Annotated in this window: 16 protein-coding genes; all 16 read left to right on the forward strand. The window is 55.8% G+C overall.

Annotation, left to right across the window (positions count from 1 at the left end):
* Positions 1-9: 9 nt before the first annotated feature.
* The 16 genes from yfmF to mutS all read left to right on the forward strand — a co-directional run bounded on the left by yfmF (position 10) and on the right by mutS (position 19785).
* Positions 10-1284, forward strand: a complete 1275-nt coding sequence (yfmF, locus tag Q9M42_RS01245; RefSeq protein ID WP_322524713.1) for an EF-P 5-aminopentanol modification-associated protein YfmF — start codon at positions 10-12, stop codon at positions 1282-1284.
* Positions 1265-2560 (forward strand): EF-P 5-aminopentanol modification-associated protein YfmH, encoded by a 1296-nt coding sequence (gene yfmH, locus Q9M42_RS01250; RefSeq protein WP_322524714.1) that lies wholly within the window; start codon positions 1265-1267, stop codon positions 2558-2560. Before yfmF ends, yfmH begins: the two co-directional genes overlap by 20 nt.
* Positions 2553-3278: an elongation factor P 5-aminopentanone reductase gene (gene ymfI, locus Q9M42_RS01255; protein ID WP_322524715.1), complete on the forward strand. Its 726-nt coding sequence runs from the start codon at positions 2553-2555 to the stop codon at positions 3276-3278. Before yfmH ends, ymfI begins: the two co-directional genes overlap by 8 nt.
* Before the next feature lie 77 nt (positions 3279-3355).
* Complete coding sequence (locus Q9M42_RS01260; protein WP_322524716.1) at positions 3356-4129, forward strand: DUF3388 domain-containing protein; 774 nt, start codon at positions 3356-3358, stop codon at positions 4127-4129.
* 24 nt (positions 4130-4153) lie between these two features.
* Complete coding sequence (locus Q9M42_RS01265; RefSeq protein ID WP_322524717.1) at positions 4154-5062, forward strand: RodZ domain-containing protein; 909 nt, start codon at positions 4154-4156, stop codon at positions 5060-5062.
* 154 nt (positions 5063-5216) lie between these two features.
* The gene (pgsA, locus tag Q9M42_RS01270; RefSeq protein ID WP_322524718.1) at positions 5217-5795 is read left to right on the forward strand and encodes a CDP-diacylglycerol--glycerol-3-phosphate 3-phosphatidyltransferase; all 579 of its coding nucleotides are present in this window, start codon (positions 5217-5219) and stop codon (positions 5793-5795) included.
* A gap of 22 nt (positions 5796-5817) precedes the next feature.
* On the forward strand, positions 5818-7071 hold the full coding sequence (locus Q9M42_RS01275; RefSeq protein ID WP_322524719.1) for a competence/damage-inducible protein A: 1254 nt from the start codon (positions 5818-5820) through the stop codon (positions 7069-7071).
* Entirely contained in the window at positions 7055-8662 is a 1608-nt protein-coding gene (locus Q9M42_RS01280; RefSeq protein ID WP_322524720.1) for a DEAD/DEAH box helicase, read from the forward strand. Before Q9M42_RS01275 ends, Q9M42_RS01280 begins: the two co-directional genes overlap by 17 nt.
* Positions 8663-8921: 259 nt before the next feature.
* The gene (recA, locus tag Q9M42_RS01285) at positions 8922-10007 is read left to right on the forward strand and encodes a recombinase RecA (protein ID WP_322524721.1); all 1086 of its coding nucleotides are present in this window, start codon (positions 8922-8924) and stop codon (positions 10005-10007) included.
* 346 nt (positions 10008-10353) lie between these two features.
* The gene (gene rny, locus Q9M42_RS01290; protein ID WP_322524722.1) at positions 10354-11916 is read left to right on the forward strand and encodes a ribonuclease Y; all 1563 of its coding nucleotides are present in this window, start codon (positions 10354-10356) and stop codon (positions 11914-11916) included.
* A gap of 63 nt (positions 11917-11979) precedes the next feature.
* Positions 11980-12777, forward strand: a complete 798-nt coding sequence (locus Q9M42_RS01295) for a TIGR00282 family metallophosphoesterase (RefSeq protein WP_322524723.1) — start codon at positions 11980-11982, stop codon at positions 12775-12777.
* A 100-nt stretch (positions 12778-12877) separates the two neighbouring features.
* Positions 12878-13138 carry a stage V sporulation protein S gene (locus Q9M42_RS01300; RefSeq protein WP_022792833.1) on the forward strand — a complete coding sequence of 87 codons (261 nt, stop codon included), beginning with the start codon at positions 12878-12880 and terminating at the stop codon, positions 13136-13138.
* Between the two features lie 132 nt (positions 13139-13270).
* Positions 13271-14950, forward strand: coding sequence for an ABC-ATPase domain-containing protein (locus Q9M42_RS01305; RefSeq protein ID WP_322524724.1), 1680 nt, complete (start codon positions 13271-13273; stop codon positions 14948-14950).
* Positions 14951-14980: 30 nt separating this feature from the next.
* A complete protein-coding gene (miaB, locus tag Q9M42_RS01310; protein WP_322524725.1) occupies positions 14981-16630 on the forward strand; it encodes a tRNA (N6-isopentenyl adenosine(37)-C2)-methylthiotransferase MiaB in 1650 nt (549 codons plus the stop codon).
* 4 nt (positions 16631-16634) lie between these two features.
* Positions 16635-17003 (forward strand): RicAFT regulatory complex protein RicA family protein, encoded by a 369-nt coding sequence (locus Q9M42_RS01315; RefSeq protein WP_322524726.1) that lies wholly within the window; start codon positions 16635-16637, stop codon positions 17001-17003.
* Between the two features lie 196 nt (positions 17004-17199).
* Positions 17200-19785, forward strand: a complete 2586-nt coding sequence (gene mutS / locus Q9M42_RS01320) for a DNA mismatch repair protein MutS (protein ID WP_322524727.1) — start codon at positions 17200-17202, stop codon at positions 19783-19785.
* The last annotated feature ends 2 nt before the right edge of the window (positions 19786-19787 follow it).

A 19787-nucleotide genomic window follows, 5' to 3' on the forward strand; every position in this document is an offset into this window, starting at 1 on the left:
AGGATTTTGATGCAGCCAGTGACAACGAACACCAATATTCCGGTGCATTTATTTCAAACGAAGCAGTTTAAAACGACGGCTGTAATTATGCAGTGCCGCGCCCCGCTGTCCGAGCATACCGCAGCAGGACGGGCGCTGTTGGCCAGAGTACTGAAAAAAGGGAGCCTGCGCTACCCTTCGCAGTCCCATATAAAAGAAAAGCTCGACGACCTGTACGGCGCCACGTTCAGCGTGGACGTCGGCAAACGCGGCAATTACCATGTGATGAGCTTTCGCATGGAATTTGTCAACGAACAGTATTTGCCGGCGCAGGAGGACCTGTTTGCCGAAGCGACCGCCTTTTTAGCGGAGATGGTGCATGCACCGCTCGCAGAGAACCGCGCGTTCAATCCGAAAATTGTCGAGGAGGAGAAGCGGACGCTGCTGCAGAAAATCAATACGATTTATGATGAAAAGGACCGCTATGCCAACATGCGTCTCGTACAGGAAATGTGCAGCGCAGAAGCGTATTCGGTGCATCCGCTCGGCGATGCCCACCGGATGGAGGCGCTCGATGAGCAGAAGCTCTACGATGTATACGAGCAGTTTCTGGCGGAAGACGCCATTGATGTCTACGTAGTCGGCGACGTGGAGGCGTACGACGTCGAGGCGATTACAGGCCCGTTTCCGGAACGGAGCAGCCTCCCGCCGGTCGAAGACGGCGCAGAACGTCCGCCGCGTGTCCGCTACGTGGAAGAGTCGGATGACATTCATCAGGGCAAGCTGCAGCTCGGCTACCGGACGACGATTACTCAGGACGATCCGCAGTTTGCTGCGATGCAGGTAACAAACGGCCTGTTCGGCGGCTTTCCGCACTCGAAGCTGTTTCAGGAGGTGCGTGAAAAACGGAGCCTCGCCTATTACGCTGCTTCCCGCTACGAAAGCCAGAAGGGGCTGGTCATGGTGATGACCGGCATTGAAAAGGAGCAGTACGAGCAGGTAAAAGCAGTGATTGGCGAACAGCTGCAGGCGCTGCAGCAGGAGCCCGTTTCAGAGGAACTGCTGGCCCAGACGAAGGGGATGCTTATCAACCAGATCCGCGAGACCACCGACGCTCCGGGCGGGCTGGCTGCCCTTCATTTTCAGGGCAAAATGGCGGGCCGCGTCCGCCCTATTGAAACATGGATCGAGGAAATTGAGCAGGTGAGCGCAGACGATGTGCTTGCATGCGCGAATTCAATCGTACTTGATACCGTATTTTTCCTACACGGAAAGGAAGATGAAGATGCAGAAACAACAGTATGATCAGCTGCAGGAAACCGTCTACTCGGAGGTCATGCCAAATGGCCTCCGGGTGTACGTGCTTCCGAAGCAGGGATTCAGTAAAACGTTTGCCACCTTTACGACCGACTACGGCTCCATCGACAACGCCTTCGTGCCGATCGGACAGAAGCAGAGCGTGCAGGTGCCGGACGGCATCGCTCATTTTCTGGAGCATAAAATGTTTGAAGATGAAGAAGGCGACGTATTCGACACGTTTGGCAAACAGGGTGCTTCAGCCAATGCGTTTACGTCCTTCACGCGCACGGCGTATTTATTTTCAAGCACCGATGACACCGCGGTGAATCTGCATACGCTGCTCGACTTTGTGCAGCATCCGTATTTCACCGAGGAAAGCGTGGAGAAAGAAAAGGGCATTATCGGCCAGGAGATCAGCATGTACGACGATGATGCCGACTGGCGCCTGTTTTTCCAGCTGCTAGGTAATCTGTATCACCGTCACCCGGCGCGGATTGATATTGCCGGCACGGCCGAGTCCATCAGCCGGATCACAAAGGATGACCTGTATACGTGCTATCATACGTTTTACCATCCGGCGAACATGATTTTGTACGTGGCCGGCGCGGTGGAGCCGCAGGAGATTTTTGAGCTCGTGCGAAGCAACCAGGCGCAGAAGGAATTTACGCCGATGGATCATGTGGAGCGTATTGAAGTGGATGAGCCAGCGACGGCGCTTCATTCCAAGGCGGTTGAAAAGATGAGCATCCGACTGCCGAAGGTGCTGCTCGGCTACAAGCTGTCGCTGCACAGCGAAACGGACAACCTGCTGTATCAGGAAGCACGGCTCGAGCTGCTGCTTGAAACGCTGTTCGGGGAAGGCTCGGAGGCGTATGAAACGCTGTACTCTGAAGGGCTGATCGATGACAGCTTTTCAAGCGAGGCGATGATTGAGCGTTCGTTTTCACTCGCGGCGTTTGGCGGTAACACGCCGAAGCCGGAAGAAACCGAGGCCCGGATTCTCGACATTATCGAGCACGCGCAGACCGACGGTATGGATGAACGGCGCTTTGAACGGATGCGCAAAAAGCTGCTCGGCCAGCTAGTGAAGCAGCTGAATTCCACCGAGTTTCTCGCCACCGAAGGCACACGCTACGCGTTTCACGGAGCTTCGGTCATGGACGCGGTGGAGATTATGCAGCAGGTGACGTTTAACGATATTTCCAGCCTGCTGGAGAGCGAATTCCGCATCGACAACCGAACGACATCCATTATCGACCAGAAGGCGGAAGCAGATGCCTGACTGGACGCTCGTTACCGGAGCAAGCGGAGCGATTGGAGGAGCAACAGCCGAACGGCTCGCTGCCTCCGGCCGCCCGCTTTTGCTTCATTATTACAGGGAAAGTGAACGTGCAGAACAGACAGCGGAGCGCTGCCGCCAGAACGGACAGCAGGCAGAAGCAGTCTACGGCGATCTTGCCACCGAGGCAGGCCAGGAGGCGTTTATAGCCCGGCTGCCGAAAAATATTGATACTTATATTCATGCTGCAGGCATGGAGGAATACATACTGTTTCAGGAAACCACCTATGCGCACCGAAATGCCATTATTCAGACAAATGCGATGAGCGCGATGGCTGTCAGCCGTGCTCTTCTCCCGGAAATGCTCACCGCCAGGCGCGGCACGATCGTTTTCGTAAGCTCCGTCTGGGCCCGGGAAGGGGCGGCAATGGAATCCACCTATGCAGCGGCGAAGGGCATGATTGAATCCTTCACCCGGTCGCTCGCCAAAGAAACCGGCCCGTCCGGCGTGCGTGTAAATGCCGTAGCACCGGGGGCAGTCGCCTCTCCGATGCTCGGCCATTTAACGGAGGAAGAACAGCTGGACGTTGCCGGACGTGTATCGATCGGGCGGATCGGTACGCCGGAGGAAGTGGCCGGCGCAGTCGCTTTTTTATGCTCGAAGGATGCCGCTTATGTGCACGGGGAAGTGCTCCGCGTTGACGGTTTATTTCCGTCCTGAAACCCCCGTCGTTTTCTGTTCAAATGGGAAAAAATGACGTACAATAAAAGAAATAGAGACAAAGAGGGGGACGTCTGATGGCTGGCAACGAATGGTACGTGGAATACGAAATTCATCAAAACCGCCCCGGCCTGCTCGGGGATATTTCTTCGCTGCTCGGTATGCTTGCAATTAATATCGTAACCATCAACGGGGTGGAGGGCAACCGCCGGGGGCTGCTTCTGCGCTGTGACAGCTTTGACCGCATTCAGCGGCTTCGCGCCATCCTTGATACGATTCAGATCATTTCCGTACGAAAGGTCAAACAGCCAGGGCTCCGTGAACGGCTCGCTGTCCGGCACGGTCGCTACATTGAGCGCGATGCCGATGACCGGAAAACGTTCCGTTTCGTTCGTCCCGACCTCGGGCTCCTCGTCGATTTTATGGCCGAGCTGTTCAAAAAGGACCGTCATTATCTTGTCGGTATCCGCGGGATGCCCCGGGTCGGAAAGACCGAGTCCCTCGTGGCCGCGAGCGTATGTGCCAATAAACGCTGGACGTTTGTGTCGTCGACGCTTCTGCGCCAGACGATGCGTACCCAGCTCGGCGACGATGAACGGACGAACAGCCACGTGTTTATTATCGACGGGATTGTCACCACGATGCGTGCGGCGCGGAAACATCGCGACCTGGTGGAGGAGATTATGCGGCTGCCTGCGGTCAAAGTTGTGGAGCATCCGGATATTTTCATCCGCGAAACGTCGTATACGGCGGATGATTTTGACTGCATGATTGAGCTCAGAAATGATGAAAGCCAGGTGATCTCGTACGATACAGTGGATTCCGGCTTTTCGTCGTTTGATATTAGTTAACGTGAAAGAGGCAGGTGAGCCGTTATGGCAGAGTTAGGACCGTACCTTCGCGGTGAACGCGAGCGCCAGGGAGCAAGCCTCGAGCTGATGCAGCAGCGCACGAAAATCCAGCGAAGGTATTTGCAGGCGATTGAAACCGGTGATTACGGGGCGCTGCCGGGGGCTTTTTATGCCCGGGCGTTTATCCGCAGCTACGCCGAAGCGCTCGGCCTGGACGCCGAGAATGTTTTCCAGCAGTATGGCCATGAACTCCCGGCGCCAAAGCAGGAGCCGACAGAGATGCCGTCGCGGGCGTCAAGAAAGCAGACGCGAAGCAGAAGCCAGCAGAAGCGGCCGCAGCAGAAACAGAAAAAAACATCCTTCCTGCCCTTTATTTTTGCGCTTATTTTTCTTCTTATTATCGGGGCAGGCATCTGGGTGTTGTTTCAAAATGTAAACAGCGATACAGAGACCCAGCAGCAGAGCAACGAAGGGACCGGCGTCCAGTTTGAATCCGGGTCTCCGGAAGAAGACAGCGGAGCTGCAGAGGATAATGCAGAAAACGCCCCGGAAAATAACGGGGGCTCTGGCGGGGAAGAAGACGAAAATGCTGAAGAAGAGGAAACCCAGGACACCGATGTGCAGCTGGAGGAAACCTCCTCGGACGGGGACAACGCGTCATATGATGTGATCGGGGCAGAAACATTCGAGCTTACGATGAGCTTCAGCGGCAACTCCTACGTGGATATAACGGATGCAGACGGCGAGATGCTTGATATGTTTGCAGAGCAGGCAGAGGGCGATGAGCTCGAAGAAACGTATGAGGCAGAAGAAATCACCGTCAACGTCGGCAACACGAACAACATGGAGCTGACCGTCAACGGCCGGGACTTTTCTTACCCTTCAGATGGCACCCACCAGGTTATTACGTTTACGGCAGTGCCAGAAGAATAAATCCGGCCTTCGCTTCTGAAATGTTCAGAACGAAGGCTTTGCTTTGCCATAAACAAATTGTGCGTTTTGTTCCATGAGAAAAAAAGATATGTGATACAATATGAAAGACTGGAATGTGGACGGAATAGCACGATTTGCAAGTAGGAGGACGCAGATGAACTTACCCAATAAAATTACAATTGCCCGTGTGTTGATGATTCCGTTATTCGTGATCGCCGTTCTGGTGCCTTTCCCGTTTGGCACCTGGTCAGTCGGCAACGCCGAGCTTCCGGTGCATCATTTCATCGGTGCAGTCATCTTTGCGATCGCGGCCGGCTCTGACTGGCTCGACGGCTATATTGCAAGAAAGTACAGCCTGGTAACCTCGTTTGGCAAATTTCTGGACCCGCTTGCGGACAAGCTGCTCGTTACGGCGGCGCTGCTTGTGCTGATTGACATTTCCATGCTTGCGTCCTGGATGGCGATTATTATTTTAAGCCGTGAATTTGCGGTTACCGGTGTCCGACTGGTGGCTGCCGGGGAAGGAAACGTGATCGCAGCAAGCGGACTCGGAAAATGGAAAACCACATTCCAAATGGTTGCTATCGTGGTGCTCCTGCTTCATCACTTTCCATTTTCCTATGCCGGCTTTCCGGCGGGTGATGTCCTCATGTGGGTTGCCGTTATTTTAACTATCATATCCGGCGTCGATTATTTCTGGAAAAACCGCGCCGTGATTATGAAGACGATGTAAGCTGTATCGGAGGAACGTGTAAATGAACGCTGAAATTATTGCAGTAGGAACAGAGCTTCTGTTGGGCCAGATTGCCAACACGAACGGCCAGTATTTATCAAAGGAATTAGCTTCCCTCGGGGTGAATGTTTTCCGCCATACGGTGGTCGGGGACAATGAAGCCCGCATGCATGAAGCCATCGGGGAAGCCTCCGAACGGGCGGATATCGTCATCCTGACGGGCGGCCTCGGACCGACGCAGGACGATATTACGAAAGACGTGGTGGCCGGCTTTACCGGCCGGAAGCTGCTCGTGCACGAAGCATCAGCGCAAAAGATCAGGGACTATTACGAGCGCACGGGCCGGACGATGCCGGCGTCCAATATGCGCCAGGCGCACTACGCGGAGAACAGTACGGTGTTTTTTAACCAGAATGGCATGGCCTGCGGGATGGCGGTCGAAGAAAACGGCACGCATTACGTTTTAATCCCGGGCCCGCCCAGGGAAATGAAATCCATGTACAAGTATGACGTTGAGCCTTACGTGGCGGCGCTTGCCGGGAGCGACCGGCTCGTTTCGTCCCGGGTGCTCCGTTTTTACGGCATCGGGGAATCCTCGCTCGAGGAGGAGCTGCAGGATTTGATCGAAGCCCAGACGAATCCGACGATTGCGCCTCTGGCCGGCGACGGCGAAGTTACGCTCCGGCTGACGGCGGCTGCCGCGACGGAAGACGAAGCGGTACAGATGATTGCCGGCGTGGAGAAGCAGGTGCTTGGCCGTGTCGGGGAGCATTTTTACGGCTATGATGACGATTCGGTCTTTAACCATACGGTAGAAGTGCTGAAAGAGCGCGCTCAGACGATCGCTTCGGCAGAAAGCCTGACCGGCGGCTGGTTTGCGAAATCCATCGTGGACATATCGGGCGCCTCGAGCGTATTTCAGGGATCGGTCACGACGTATTCCAAAGCAGCCAAACAGCACATTCTCGGCATCGACCGGGCGCTTCTCGACGAGGAGGGCGCCGTGAGCGCGGCCTGCGCAGAAGCAATGGCCGAAAAAGTGAAGGAAAAATTCAACACCGACGTCGGTATTTCATTTACCGGTGTCGCCGGGCCGGACCGCGATGAAGGTAAGGAGCCCGGACTCGTCTGGATCGGAATATCTGGACCGCAGGGAACGATCTCAAAACAAATTCACATCGCCGGCACCAGGGATCGTGTCCGCTTTATGGCTTTATATGAAGGGTGCCGATTGTTATGGAAAGAAAAGGTGGTAGAAAATGACAACATTCAATGATTTTCAAATGAAGGACGAAATTAAACAGGCCGTACGGGAGATGGGCTTTGAAGAGCCGTCCCCGGTACAGGAAAAAGCGATTCCCGATGCCCTCGAGCAGAAGGATCTGATCGGACAGGCGCAGACCGGTACCGGTAAAACCGCAGCGTTTGGCATTCCGATTTTAAATAAAGTGACCGAGGAGCCGCACGTGCAGTCGATTATTATTACTCCGACCCGCGAGCTGGCCATTCAGGTATCGTCGGAAATCCAGAAGCTCTCCAAGCATTTAAACATCCGCTCGCTGCCGATTTACGGCGGCCAGTCGATCGGCCATCAGATTAAAGCGCTCAAGCAGGGTGTGCAGATTGTCATCGGTACGCCGGGCCGGGTGCAGGACCATCTTCGCCGCAAAACGCTGCAGCTCGACAAAGTTAATACTGTCGTGCTCGACGAAGCGGATGAAATGCTCGACATGGGCTTTGTGGAAGACATTGAAGCGATTTTAAAACAGGTAAACGTCGACCGGCAGACGCTGCTGTTTTCGGCGACGATGCCGCCGGCGATCCGTAAGCTGTCGAAAAAATACATGGTGGATCCGGTGACGGTTTCCATCAACAAAAGTGAAGTGACGGCGCCAAACATCGAGCAGTCGTACTTTAAGGTGCTCGAGCGCAACAAGCAGGATTCGCTCTGCCGGATTCTTGATGCGCGCGACCCGGACCTTGGCATTATTTTCTGTCGTACGAAAAAAGGTGTGGCTGACCTGACGGAAATTCTGCAGGCGCGGGGCTACCTCGCAGACGGGCTGCACGGGGATTTGACCCAGCAGCACCGCGACGCCGTGATGAACAAATTCCGCAACGGGGCGATCGAATTCCTTGTCGCCACTGATGTCGCCGCCCGCGGTATTGACGTGCAGAACGTCACGCACGTGATCAACTATGACATTCCTCAGGACCCGGAAAGCTACGTGCACCGCATCGGCCGCACAGGCAGAGCCGGGCGCAAGGGCGAAGCACTGACGCTTGTGACGCCTCGCGAAATGAAGCATCTGCGTTCGATCGAATCGGAAATCAAAATGTATATCCCGTCGCACCGGGTGCCGACCATCGAAGAAGTGGTGGAAAAGCAGCAGGAAGCATGGAAGCGCCAGATCGCCTCGCAGATGGAGGAGGAATCGGAGCTCAGCCTCTTTAATGAGATTACGGATGAGCTTCTTAACGAGTATGATCCGAAGGACGTCGTCCGCTCACTGATGAAGCTGAACTTTGCCGCCACGGTGAGCGAATCCGACGAAAGCAGCGGCTTCGGTGAAACCGGCGGAGCCCGCGGCATGACAAGATTCTTTATCAATGTCGGCCGCAATGTGAACATGACGCCGAAAATACTGATTGAAGAAATTTCGAACGCGGTCGGTATTCCCGGCAAGTCGATCGGCAAGATTGATATTTTTGATAAATTCACCTTTGTGGAAGTACCGCAGGACAGCGCGCCGTTTGTGTATGAAGCCCTCCGGCACGCACGCATTAACGGCACGCGCGTGAACCTCGAGCCGGCGAAGCCTCGTCCGGCCCGTCCGAACCGGAACACGCAGCGCCAGTCCCAGTAATCCGTTCGCTCTTCAGCGGCAGCCGCCGCTGAAGAGTTTTTTTACCGTCAGCCTGTCAGCGGCAAGGCTTTTCGGGTAAAAGAAAAAACACGAATAAATGTTCGCATATCTGTTGGCAAACCGAACAAAAAAAGATATAATGTAGAAAGCAGGAAAACAGCGGGAACGCTTCCTGAACAACAGCAGGCATGTATGGATACGTTCTTCGTGGGGAAGAGAGTATCTGTTTAATAGTATATATCCTTGAAGGAGAGATAAGATGAACGAAAGAAAAGCCGCATTGGATCAAGCACTGAGCCGCATCGAAAAACAGTTTGGTAAAGGGTCGATCATGAAGCTCGGCGATCAGACCGACCGCCGCATTTCCACCATATCCACCGGCGCCCTGGCCGTAGATATTGCCCTCGGAGTCGGCGGCTATCCGCGCGGACGTGTCGTGGAAATTTACGGCCCGGAATCCTCCGGTAAAACGACAGTGGCTCTGCACGCCATTGCCGCGGCCCAGCGCGACGGGGGCACAGCAGCCTTTATCGATGCGGAGCACGCTCTGGATCCAAGCTATGCCCGGGCTCTTGGTGTTAACATTGATGACCTGATTCTTTCCCAGCCGGACACAGGCGAACAGGCGCTTGAAATTGCCGAGGCGCTTGTACGAAGCGGCGCCATCGACATTCTCGTCATTGATTCCGTGGCGGCGCTCGTGCCGAAGGCGGAGATCGAAGGCGAAATGGGCGACAGCCACGTCGGCCTGCAGGCACGTCTGATGTCCCAGGCGCTGCGGAAGCTTTCCGGGGCGATCAGCAAATCGAACTCGATTGCCATGTTTATCAACCAGATCCGTGAGAAGGTCGGCGTCATGTTTGGCAGCCCGGAAACAACTCCCGGCGGCCGTGCGCTGAAATTCTACTCCTCGGTGCGTCTTGAAGTGCGCCGGGCAGAAACGCTCAAACAGGGCAACGAAATGGTCGGTAACAAAACGAGAATCAAAGTGGTGAAAAACAAAGTAGCACCGCCGTTCCGTCAGGCGGAAGTGGATATTATGTACGGCGAAGGCATTTCGCGCGAAGGTTCCATTCTCGATATCGGTGCTGATCTCGACATTGTGCTTAAAAGCGGTGCATGGTACTCCTACGAAGGCGAACGCCTTGGCCAGGGGCGGGAAAACTCGAAGCAGTTCCTGAAGGAAAATGAAGCAACGGCCGCGGCGATTGAACGGAAAATCCGCGACCATTACAAGCTCGACGACATCCAGTCCGAACCGGAAGAGCCGGAAGAAGAACCGGAGGCTCCGGCGGAATCCGGACTGCTTGCTGAAGAGGAAGAAACAGCAGATACGAACCGTTAAATCACCGCCGAGGCGCCGGAATTCCGGCGCCTTTTTTTCGTGCGGAAAAAGGTAAGGGGGAGACAGCAGCACACGAAACTCCTGCCGGGCGGGCAGAGAAAGCAGGAGGCTGTGAGGAAAGAAAACGGTGTCAATCCCTATAAAAACAGGGATTCCTGCCAGTGAGCTTTCTTGACAGCGCCATGCGGTAAAGATACAATAAAGAAGTGGAACGTTTGTTTTGTTCCGCACTTCGATGAGCGTATTAATTCGCAAGCAGAACAATGCGGACACGAAAAAGAATCATCAATGCAACTTTCGCAACAACCGAAAGTGAACAATCAGATAGCAAGAGGAGGTGACATGTATGAACACTGCAATCATCTCCATTTTGCTTGTTATCGGTGCATTGATAGTTGGTTTGATTGGATATTTTGTCCGAAAAGCGATTGCCGAAGCGAAATTCAAAAGCGCCGAGCACGAAGCCGGCCAGATTGTGAAAGAAGCTGAGCGGCAGGCAGAGACAATCTTAAAAGAATCGCGGTTGGAAGCTAAAGACGAAGCACATCAAATTCGGGCAGAAGCAGAGAGCACTCTGAATGAACGAAGAAATGAAGTTCAAAAACAAGAAAACCGCTTGATGCAGAAAGAAGAGACCCTTGACCGAAAAAGTGAGACGTTGGACAAAAAGGAAGAATCCTTGGAGCGTAGAGAGGAAGCTCTCTACGAAAAACAACAACAGGTTGAGGAAAATAACAGCAAAGTGGAGGAGATTCTCGCCAAACAACAGGAGGAACTTGAACGTGTTTCCGGAATGTCGCGGGAGGATGCCAGAGAGCTGATCCGCCGCGAGACCGAACAAGAGATGGAACACGAAACGGCGCTTCTGATCAAAGAACGGACAGAAGAGGCCAAACAAGAAGCCAACAAAAAAGCGAAGAATATTTTATCCCTCGCCCTGCAGCGCTGCGCTGCCGACCATGTCGCCGAAACGACGGTGTCTGTGGTGAACCTGCCAAACGATGAAATGAAAGGGCGGATCATCGGCCGTGAAGGACGCAACATCCGGGCGCTTGAAACGTTAACCGGTATTGATCTTATCATCGATGATACCCCGGAAGCTGTCATTCTCTCCGGCTTCGATCCGATCCGCCGCGAGGTGGCGCGCATTGCGCTTGAACGCCTCGTGCAGGACGGCCGCATTCATCCGGCACGTATCGAAGAGATGGTCGAAAAAGCACGCCGGGAAGTGGATGAGTTCATCCGCGAATACGGCGAAGAAGCAACGTTTGAAATGGGCATTCACGGGCTGCATCCGGATCTTATGAAAATTCTCGGACGCCTTCACTTCCGGACAAGCTACGGCCAGAACGTGCTGAAGCACTCGATGGAAGTGGCGCATTTGACCGCGCTGATGGCTGCCGAACTCGGGGAAGACGAACAGCTGGCCCGCCGCGCCGGACTGCTTCATGACCTCGGGAAGGCCATCGACCATGAAGTCGAAGGAAGCCACGTGGAAATCGGCGTCGAGCTCGCTAAGAAATACAAAGAGCACGAGGTCGTCGTCAACAGTATCGCCTCCCACCACGGGGATACTGAAGCAACCTCCGTGATTGCTTCCCTCGTCGCTGCTGCAGACGCGCTCTCCGCGGCGCGGCCGGGAGCACGCAGAGAGACGCTTGAAACGTACATCCGCCGTCTGGAACGGCTCGAAGAAATTTCGGAATCCTTCAAAGGGGTCGAGAAAACCTTCGCCATCCAGGCCGGACGCGAGGTGCGGATTATGGTGAAGCCGGACGTGGTGGACGATCAGCTGGCACCGCAGCTGGCACGCGACATCACGAAACGGATTGAAAGTGAGTTGGATTATCCGGGACATATCCGCGTAACGGTGATACGGGAGACCCGGGCAGTAGATTATGCAAAATAAAGCGGTGGCACTCACCGCTTTATTTTTTTATGCTTAGATGCACGAAGAAAGGAAGTCACAAATATGAAATTTTTATTTATCGGCGACATCGTCGGCGCCCCGGGACGGAAAATGGTGGAGGAATACCTGCCACGCCTGAAGCGCAGGTATCAGCCGACAGTCACCATCATGAACGGCGAAAACGCGGCGCACGGCAAAGGCATTACCGAAAAAATTTACAAGCAGCTGCTCGAAGCGGGGGCGCAGGTGATCACGATGGGCAATCATACGTGGGACAACCGGGATATTTTCGAGTTCATTGACGATGCCAAAATGATGATCCGTCCGGCCAACTATCCGGAGGGCGTGCCCGGCGAAGGCATCAAATACCTGCGCATCAACGACCAGGAGGTGGCAGTGATTAACCTGATCGGGCGGACGTTTATGGGCAATCCAAACGACGATCCGTTCCGGAAGGCCGACGAGCTTGTCACGGAGGCGTCCGCGCGCACCAACTTTATTTTCGTCGACTTTCACGCGGAAACGACGAGCGAGAAGCAGGCGATGGGCTGGTTTTTAAGCGGTCGGGTGAGCGCCGTTGTCGGCACCCACACCCACGTGCAGACAGCCGACGACCGGATTCTCGACGGCGGGACGGCCTTTTTGTGCGATGCGGGCATGACCGGGCCGAGCGACGGCATTCTCGGTATGGAGCGCGAAGCGATCATACGAAAGTTTCAGACGAACCTGCCCACCAAGTTTGAAGTGGCCGAAGGGCGGGAACAGTTAAATGGAGTAGTCGTGAAAGCGGATCCGAAAACCGGAAAAGCAACGACGATTGAACGCATCCGCATTGACGAATCCCACCCATTTTTCGAATAAAAAAGAATATTTAGAAAAAAGCAGGAATCTGGCCCTTCTTTCATGAATTATGCCTTATACAATGGCGTTACCATTGATCCTACGCAGGGAGGTACTAGAAATGGAAGTATTAAAAGTATCCGCTAAATCCACTCCAAATTCTGTCGCAGGTGCCTTAGCCGGAGTTATTCGTGAAAAAGGAGCCGCAGAAATCCAGGCGATCGGGGCCGGCGCGATCAACCAGTCCATCAAGGCGATAGCCATTGCCAGGGGGTTTGTGGCGCCGAGCGGTATCGACCTGGTCTGCATTCCCGCTTTTACCGATATTGAAATTGACGGCGAAGAACGAACGGCGATAAAATTAATTATTGAGCCCAGATAGACGTTTTTCACCGCATCCGGCAGCCGCCTGGCGTGCTGCCGGCAATTCTATACATATCACCGGCCGGTGGTACTTTGAGACGTCCATGCGGCGTCTTTTTGTATGCCGGCAGACCATGAGAGGAGCATATCAATGAAACAACTGATTCAAACGCTAAAACGCATCGACCGCAAAGGCTACAAAGCCTATAACGATATTAAAGGAAGCCACGAGTTTTCGGATTTCAAGCTGCATATGGATCACGTGCAGGCCGACCCGTTCGCCAGTCCATCGCGCGCCCGGGTGACGCTTTCACGCAAAGCGCTTGAGCTCGGCCCGGAGGTCGAGGAGAGTGACGCGCGCCGGGTGGCGGCCATCGACTTTTTTGCGCTCGCCGTGCAGCAGGAGCTCAGCAAACAGAAGGGCAAGCCCGGCATTATTATTGACGGTCCCGGCCAGGAAATGATCGACCGCACAGCCGTGAAGCTGTCGAAGGATCACCTTGAAATCCGGCTGTCGATCCATCTGCCGGCGAGAGGCCGTACGATTCAGGGGCAGGAGGCGATTGAGCGGCTCACGAAACAGCTGCCGGAGGCGGTCCAGCACGCCGTGCAGCAGTACTCCAGGCAGAAGCTGAACGCCCAGCTCGAGCTCGCCGACCAGCAGCAGGCAGTGCGCCGCTACCTGCAGGACAACGACTGCATCGCGTTTGTGGCCAACGGCTCGGTGCTTCCGCGCGCTAGCGGCGTCAGCAACCGCCCGATGAGCGGAAAGGAGGTCATCTCGTTTCAGTCACCGAAGGAGCGTGAAGTGACGATTGAGCTCCCGCACGGCGAACCGATTACCGGCATGGCGGTACCAAAGGGTGTGACGATCATTGTCGGCGGCGGCTACCACGGCAAAAGCACGCTGCTTGAATCGATTGAGCGCGGGGTGTACAACCACCGTGCCGGCGACGGACGCGAGTTTGTGATCGCCGATCCGAGCGCCGTGAAGGTGCGTGCCGAGGACGGCCGCTCGGTGACCGGGGTGAACATCAGCCCGTTTATCGCAAACCTGCCGGCTGATAAGGACACCTCGTTTTTCACGACCGAAAACGCGAGCGGCAGCACATCGCAGGCGGCCAACATTATGGAAGGCCTCGAGGCGGGCGCCGGGACGCTTCTGATCGATGAAGATACGAGCGCGACCAACTTTATGATCCGTGACGCCCGCATGCAGGCGCTTGTCGCGAAGCGCAAGGAGCCGATCACGCCGTTTATCGATAAAGTGCGCGCGCTTTATGACGATGAAGGCATTTCCACGATTCTCGTTGTCGGCGGAGCAGGAGATTATTTTGACGTGGCGGATTATGTTATCATGCTTGAGGAGTACGTGCCGTATGACGTGACGGAAGAAGCACGCCGGATTGCCAGCGAGCACCCGACGAACCGGGCGAAGGAAGCCGGGGAGGCGTTCGGGTCCCTGACCGGCTGCCGTATTGCGGTGAACCGCTTTGACGCTCGTAAGGGCAAAAAGGAAAAGGTGAGCGGCAAGGGCCGCGATACGGTCATGTACGGAGCGGAAACGATCGACCTGAGCGCTGTTGAGCAGCTGATTACCGGCAGCCAGACGAACGCGATTGCTGAAGCCATCCGCCACGCGAGCCGGCAGTTCGAAAAGCCGGCGCCGCTTCCGGAGGTGCTCGACTACATCGAGCAGACGATCGACAGTCAGTCGCTCGACGCGCTTTCGCCGTTTAAAAACCAGCATCCCGGGGACATGGCGCGTCCGCGGCGGTTTGAAATCGCGTCGGCCATTAACCGCTATCGTCCGCTCCGCGTCGAACGGTGATTTGAGTTTTAATGGTTTTCGGCTTATAATATGAAGCGACGACAAAAATCACGGGCGGCGCGTCCGCCCGTACCTATAGAGAAGGGAGAGACCACCGTGACTGATAAAAAGCAAACGGATACGTCTGAACAAACGACTCCGGCGGTCGATCCGGCATACGAAAAATACTTTGATTTTTCCAAAGCCGAAGTGGAAAGCAACGAGGACGGCAAACAATACATGAAAATTGGCGGCCGGTCGATCGTGATCAACGACCAGCCCGACCATAAAGCAGGACGCAAGCGGACGAAGCAGGACGCGTCGGTGCACTACGATTTTGACATACCCGAGGATATGCGCGGCATCGGCTACGGCAAAAAGTATCTGATCCGCACGTACGGCTGCCAGATGAACTACCACGATACCGAAAACATGGCCGGCATTCTCGAGGAGATGGGCTTTGCCGAAACGAAGGACACCGAAGAGGCGGATCTTATCTTTCTGAACACGTGCGCGATCCGCGAAAACGCGGAAAATAAAGTGTTCGGCGAGATCGGCCACCTAAAGGCGCTCAAGCGCGAGAAGCCGGAGCTCATGCTCGGCGTGTGCGGCTGTATGTCGCAGGAGGAAAATGTCGTGAACCGTATCATGCAGAAGCATCATCACATCGACATGATTTTTGGCACGCACAACATCCACCGCCTGCCGGAGCTTCTCCGCGACGCCATCCAGGGCAAGGAAATGGTGATTGAGGTCTGGTCCAAGGAAGGCGACGTCATCGAAAACATGCCGAAAAAACGCGCCGGCGGCACGCAGGCGTGGGTCAATATCATGTACGGCTGCGACAAATTCTGCACGTACTGCATCGTGCCGTATACGCGCGGCAAGGAGCGGAGCCGCCTGCCGGAGGACATTATCGCCGAGGTGCGTGACATCGCGCGCCAGGGCTACAAGGAAATTACGCTGCTCGGCCAGAACGTGAACGCCTACGGCAAGGACCTCGGGCTCGACTACGGGCTCGGCGAGCTCATGAACGAGCTGCATAAAATCGACATTCCGCGCATCCGGTTCACGACGAGCCACCCGCGCGACTTTGACGACTACCTGATTGATGTGCTCGCCCAGGGCGGCAACCTCGTCGAGCATATCCACCTGCCGGTGCAGTCCGGCAACAGCGACATGCTCAAGCTGATGGGGCGCAAATACACGCGCGAGGAATACGTCGAGCTCGCCCGCAAAATCAAAACGGCGATTCCGCACGCGTCGTTTACGACCGACATCATCGTCGGCTTCCCGAACGAAACAGAGGAGCAGTTTGAAGACACAATGTCCCTCATGCGTGAGATGGACTACGACAGCGCGTTCACCTACATTTACTCCCCGCGCGAGCATACGCCGGCGGCGAAGATGGAGGACAACGTGCCGATGGATGTGAAAAAAGAGCGGCTCGCACGTTTGAACGCTCTTATGGGCGACATTTCGAACCGCCGCAACAAAGAGCTCGAAGGCAGAGTGCTTGAGGTGCTCGTCGAAGGCGAAAGCCGCAAAAACGCCGACGTGCTCTCCGGACGGACGCGTACGAACAAGCTCGTGAACTTCCGGGCGCCGAAGGACGTTATCGGCGAAGTTATCTATGTTCAAATTGACGAAGCCAAAACGTGGTCGCTCGACGGCCATGTTGTGGAATTCGCGGAGGTGTAAGCAGATGGCCTACACGAAAGAAGAAGTGATGCAGGAAGCCGGGCGCCTCGCCGAACGGCTGAAGGAAACCGAGGAAGTGGACTTTTTCATCCGCGCCGAAACGCAGATTAACGACAACGTGCGGATCCAGAACCTGATCCAGGAAATCAAGGACAAGCAGAAGCAGGCGGTCAACTTCCAGCACTACGAAAAAACGGAGGCCAAACGCCAGGTGGAAGCGCAGATCAACGACCTGCACGAGGAGATTGAAAACATTCCGATCGTCGGGCAGTTCCGCCAGAGCCAGACCGAGGTCAACTACATTCTGCAGCTGATCAGCGACCAGATCACTGCCTCGATCTGGGAGAACGAAGACGACAACAGCAGCTCATAAAAAGAACCGCTTTCCGTTTCACGGGAGGCGGTTTTCTGCTTGTCGGACCTTTATAAATTTCACATACCATAATTTAGTTTCTCACCAAACAGTGGTATAATATGAGGGACAAATGACAGAACGCTTCCCGTTGGAGAAGCAGCCGGAACGAGGTACAATAAACACGCAGTGAAACAAACATAACGGAGGCTTTTTGATGCCAGAGACAGATACACCGATGATGAAACAGTATAAGGACATTAAAGCGGCCTACACGGACGCCTTTTTGTTTTACCGGCTCGGCGACTTTTACGAAATGTTCTTTGACGATGCGGAGCTTGCCGCCCGCGAGCTCGAAATCACACTCACGAAACGCGGCCAGAAAAACGAAAATGACATCCCTATGTGCGGGGTGCCGTATCACTCTGCCGAAGGGTATATTGCCACGCTGATCGAAAAAGGGTATAAAATTGCGATCTGCGAGCAGGTGGAGGACCCGGCTAGGGCAAAGGGGGTCGTCAAGCGCGAGGTGGTGCGCATGATTACCCCGGGAACAGTCATGGAAGGGCGTGCCCTCGACGAAACGGAAAACAACTTTCTCGTGGCCATGGTGCCAAACGGCACGGAAACGGCGTTTGTGAAGGCGGATCTTACGACCGGGGAGACGGCCGCGGCGCTTCTGTCCGATGATGTTGGCGAATGGCAGCGCGAAATGACGACCGCGCACCCGAAGGAAATCGTCGTTCCCGAGGAGCAGGAGGGGGTCATGGCCGATATTTACCGCGGGATGATTTCCACCGGATCGGTGCCAGAGCTGAAGCCGGAATGGGAGGAGCTCACCGGAGCCCTTGAGAGCAGCACGCTCCGGGACGGGGCAGCGCTTCTGCTCAGCTACGTGGAGCGCACCCAGCAGCGATCGCTCGGCCACCTGCAGCCGTTTACGGTGTACGAGCCGAACCGGACGATGCAGCTCGACATGCATTCAAGGCGCAACCTGGAGCTGACGGAAACGATGATGGGCAAAACGAAGGAGGGATCGCTTCTCGGCGTGCTTGATCGTACCGTCACCGCGATGGGCTGCCGCAAGCTGCGGCGCTGGATCGAGGAGCCGCTTCTTTCCCGCCTGGCGATCGAGGAGCGCTACGGCATGGTCGCCTCGTTTGCGGAAAACTTCTTCGCGCGTGAGGACCTGCGCGAGCATCTGCGCGACGTGTACGACATTGAACGGCTCGCCGGCAAGGCGGTCTACGGCAACATTAACGCCCGCGAGCTCGTCCAGCTTCGGCGGACACTGCAGGCGGTGCCGGCAATTGCCGACCTGCTCGGAGGCATGAACAATGCGGCCATCAACGATCGTCTCGTGGACGTGTCCGCCTTTCAGGAGCTCGAGGAGCTGCTCGACCGGAGCCTCGTCGACGATCCGCCGTTTGGCGTCCAGGAGGGCGGCATGTTCCGCGCCGGCTTTCACGAGGAGCTCGACCAGTACCGCGAAGCGGGCCAGAACGGCAAGCAGTGGATCGCGGAGCTTGAACAGAAGGAGCGGGCCGAGACCGGCATCAAGTCACTCAAGGTCGGCTACAACCGGGTATTCGGCTACTATATTGAAATTACGCGGGCCAATACCCACCTGATTCCGGATGGCCGCTACGAGCGCAAGCAGACGCTCACAAATGCCGAGCGCTACATCACGCCGGAGCTGAAGGAAAAGGAGGATCTGATCCTCGGCTCGGCGGACCGTGCCGTCCAGCTTGAGTACGAGCTGTTTCTCGACCTGCGCGAACGCGTCGCGGGCTACGTGCGTCCGCTCCAGGAGCTCGCGGATCTTTTGAGTGAAATGGATGTACTCCAGAACTTTGCCCATGTGAGCGAGCGGCTCGGCTACGTTCGCCCGGCCTTCAGCACGGACAAGACTTTGGCTGTCCGCGGCGGGCGCCATCCGGTCGTGGAGACAATGCTCACCGCCGGCGAATTTGTGGCAAACGACACCCATATGGACGAGCACGGAATGCTGTTGATCACGGGCCCGAACATGGCCGGGAAAAGCACGGTGATGCGCCAGGTGGCGCTGATTGCGATCATGGCGCAGATCGGCTGCTTCGTGCCCGCGGAGGAGGCGGAGCTGCCGCTGTTTGACCGGATTTTCACCCGTATTGGGGCGGCCGACGACTTAACGAGCGGCCAGAGCACGTTCATGGTGGAAATGAAGGAAACCCAGCAGGCGCTGTTGAACGCTTCGGCCGACAGCCTGATCCTGCTCGACGAAATCGGGCGCGGTACATCCACGTACGACGGCATGGCGCTCGCGCAGGCGATCATGGAATACATTCATGCAAACATCGGGGCCAAAACGCTTTTTTCCACGCACTACCACGAGCTGACCGTGATGGAGGACCACCTGCCGGCGCTTCGGAACGTGCACGTGCGGGCGGTGGAGGAGGAGGGGGAAATCATCTTCCTGCACAAGGTGGAGCCGGGCAAGGCCGACCGCAGCTACGGCATTTACGTGGCCAAGCTCGCCGGGCTGCCGCCGCAGGTGATTGAGCGCTCCGAAACGATTCTAAAAAGCTTTGAGCAGCAGAAAACTGCTGCCTACGCAGTACCCGAAGAACCCGCCCCGGAAACAACGGTCCGGGGACCGGAGGAGCCCGAGCAGCTCGCGCTCTTTTCGATCGATGACGGCAGCGCCCGGGCCAAGGAAATCATGAGCGAGCTGAAGCGGACCGACGTGCTCCGCATGAGCCCGATGGATGCGATTGAAAAGCTGTACCAGCTCCAGCAGTATGCGAACGAGGAGGAGGAATAAGC

The sequence above is a fragment of the Marinococcus luteus genome, assembly GCF_034497705.1.
GTDB classification, from domain to species: Bacteria; Bacillota; Bacilli; order Bacillales; family Marinococcaceae; genus Marinococcus; species Marinococcus luteus_A.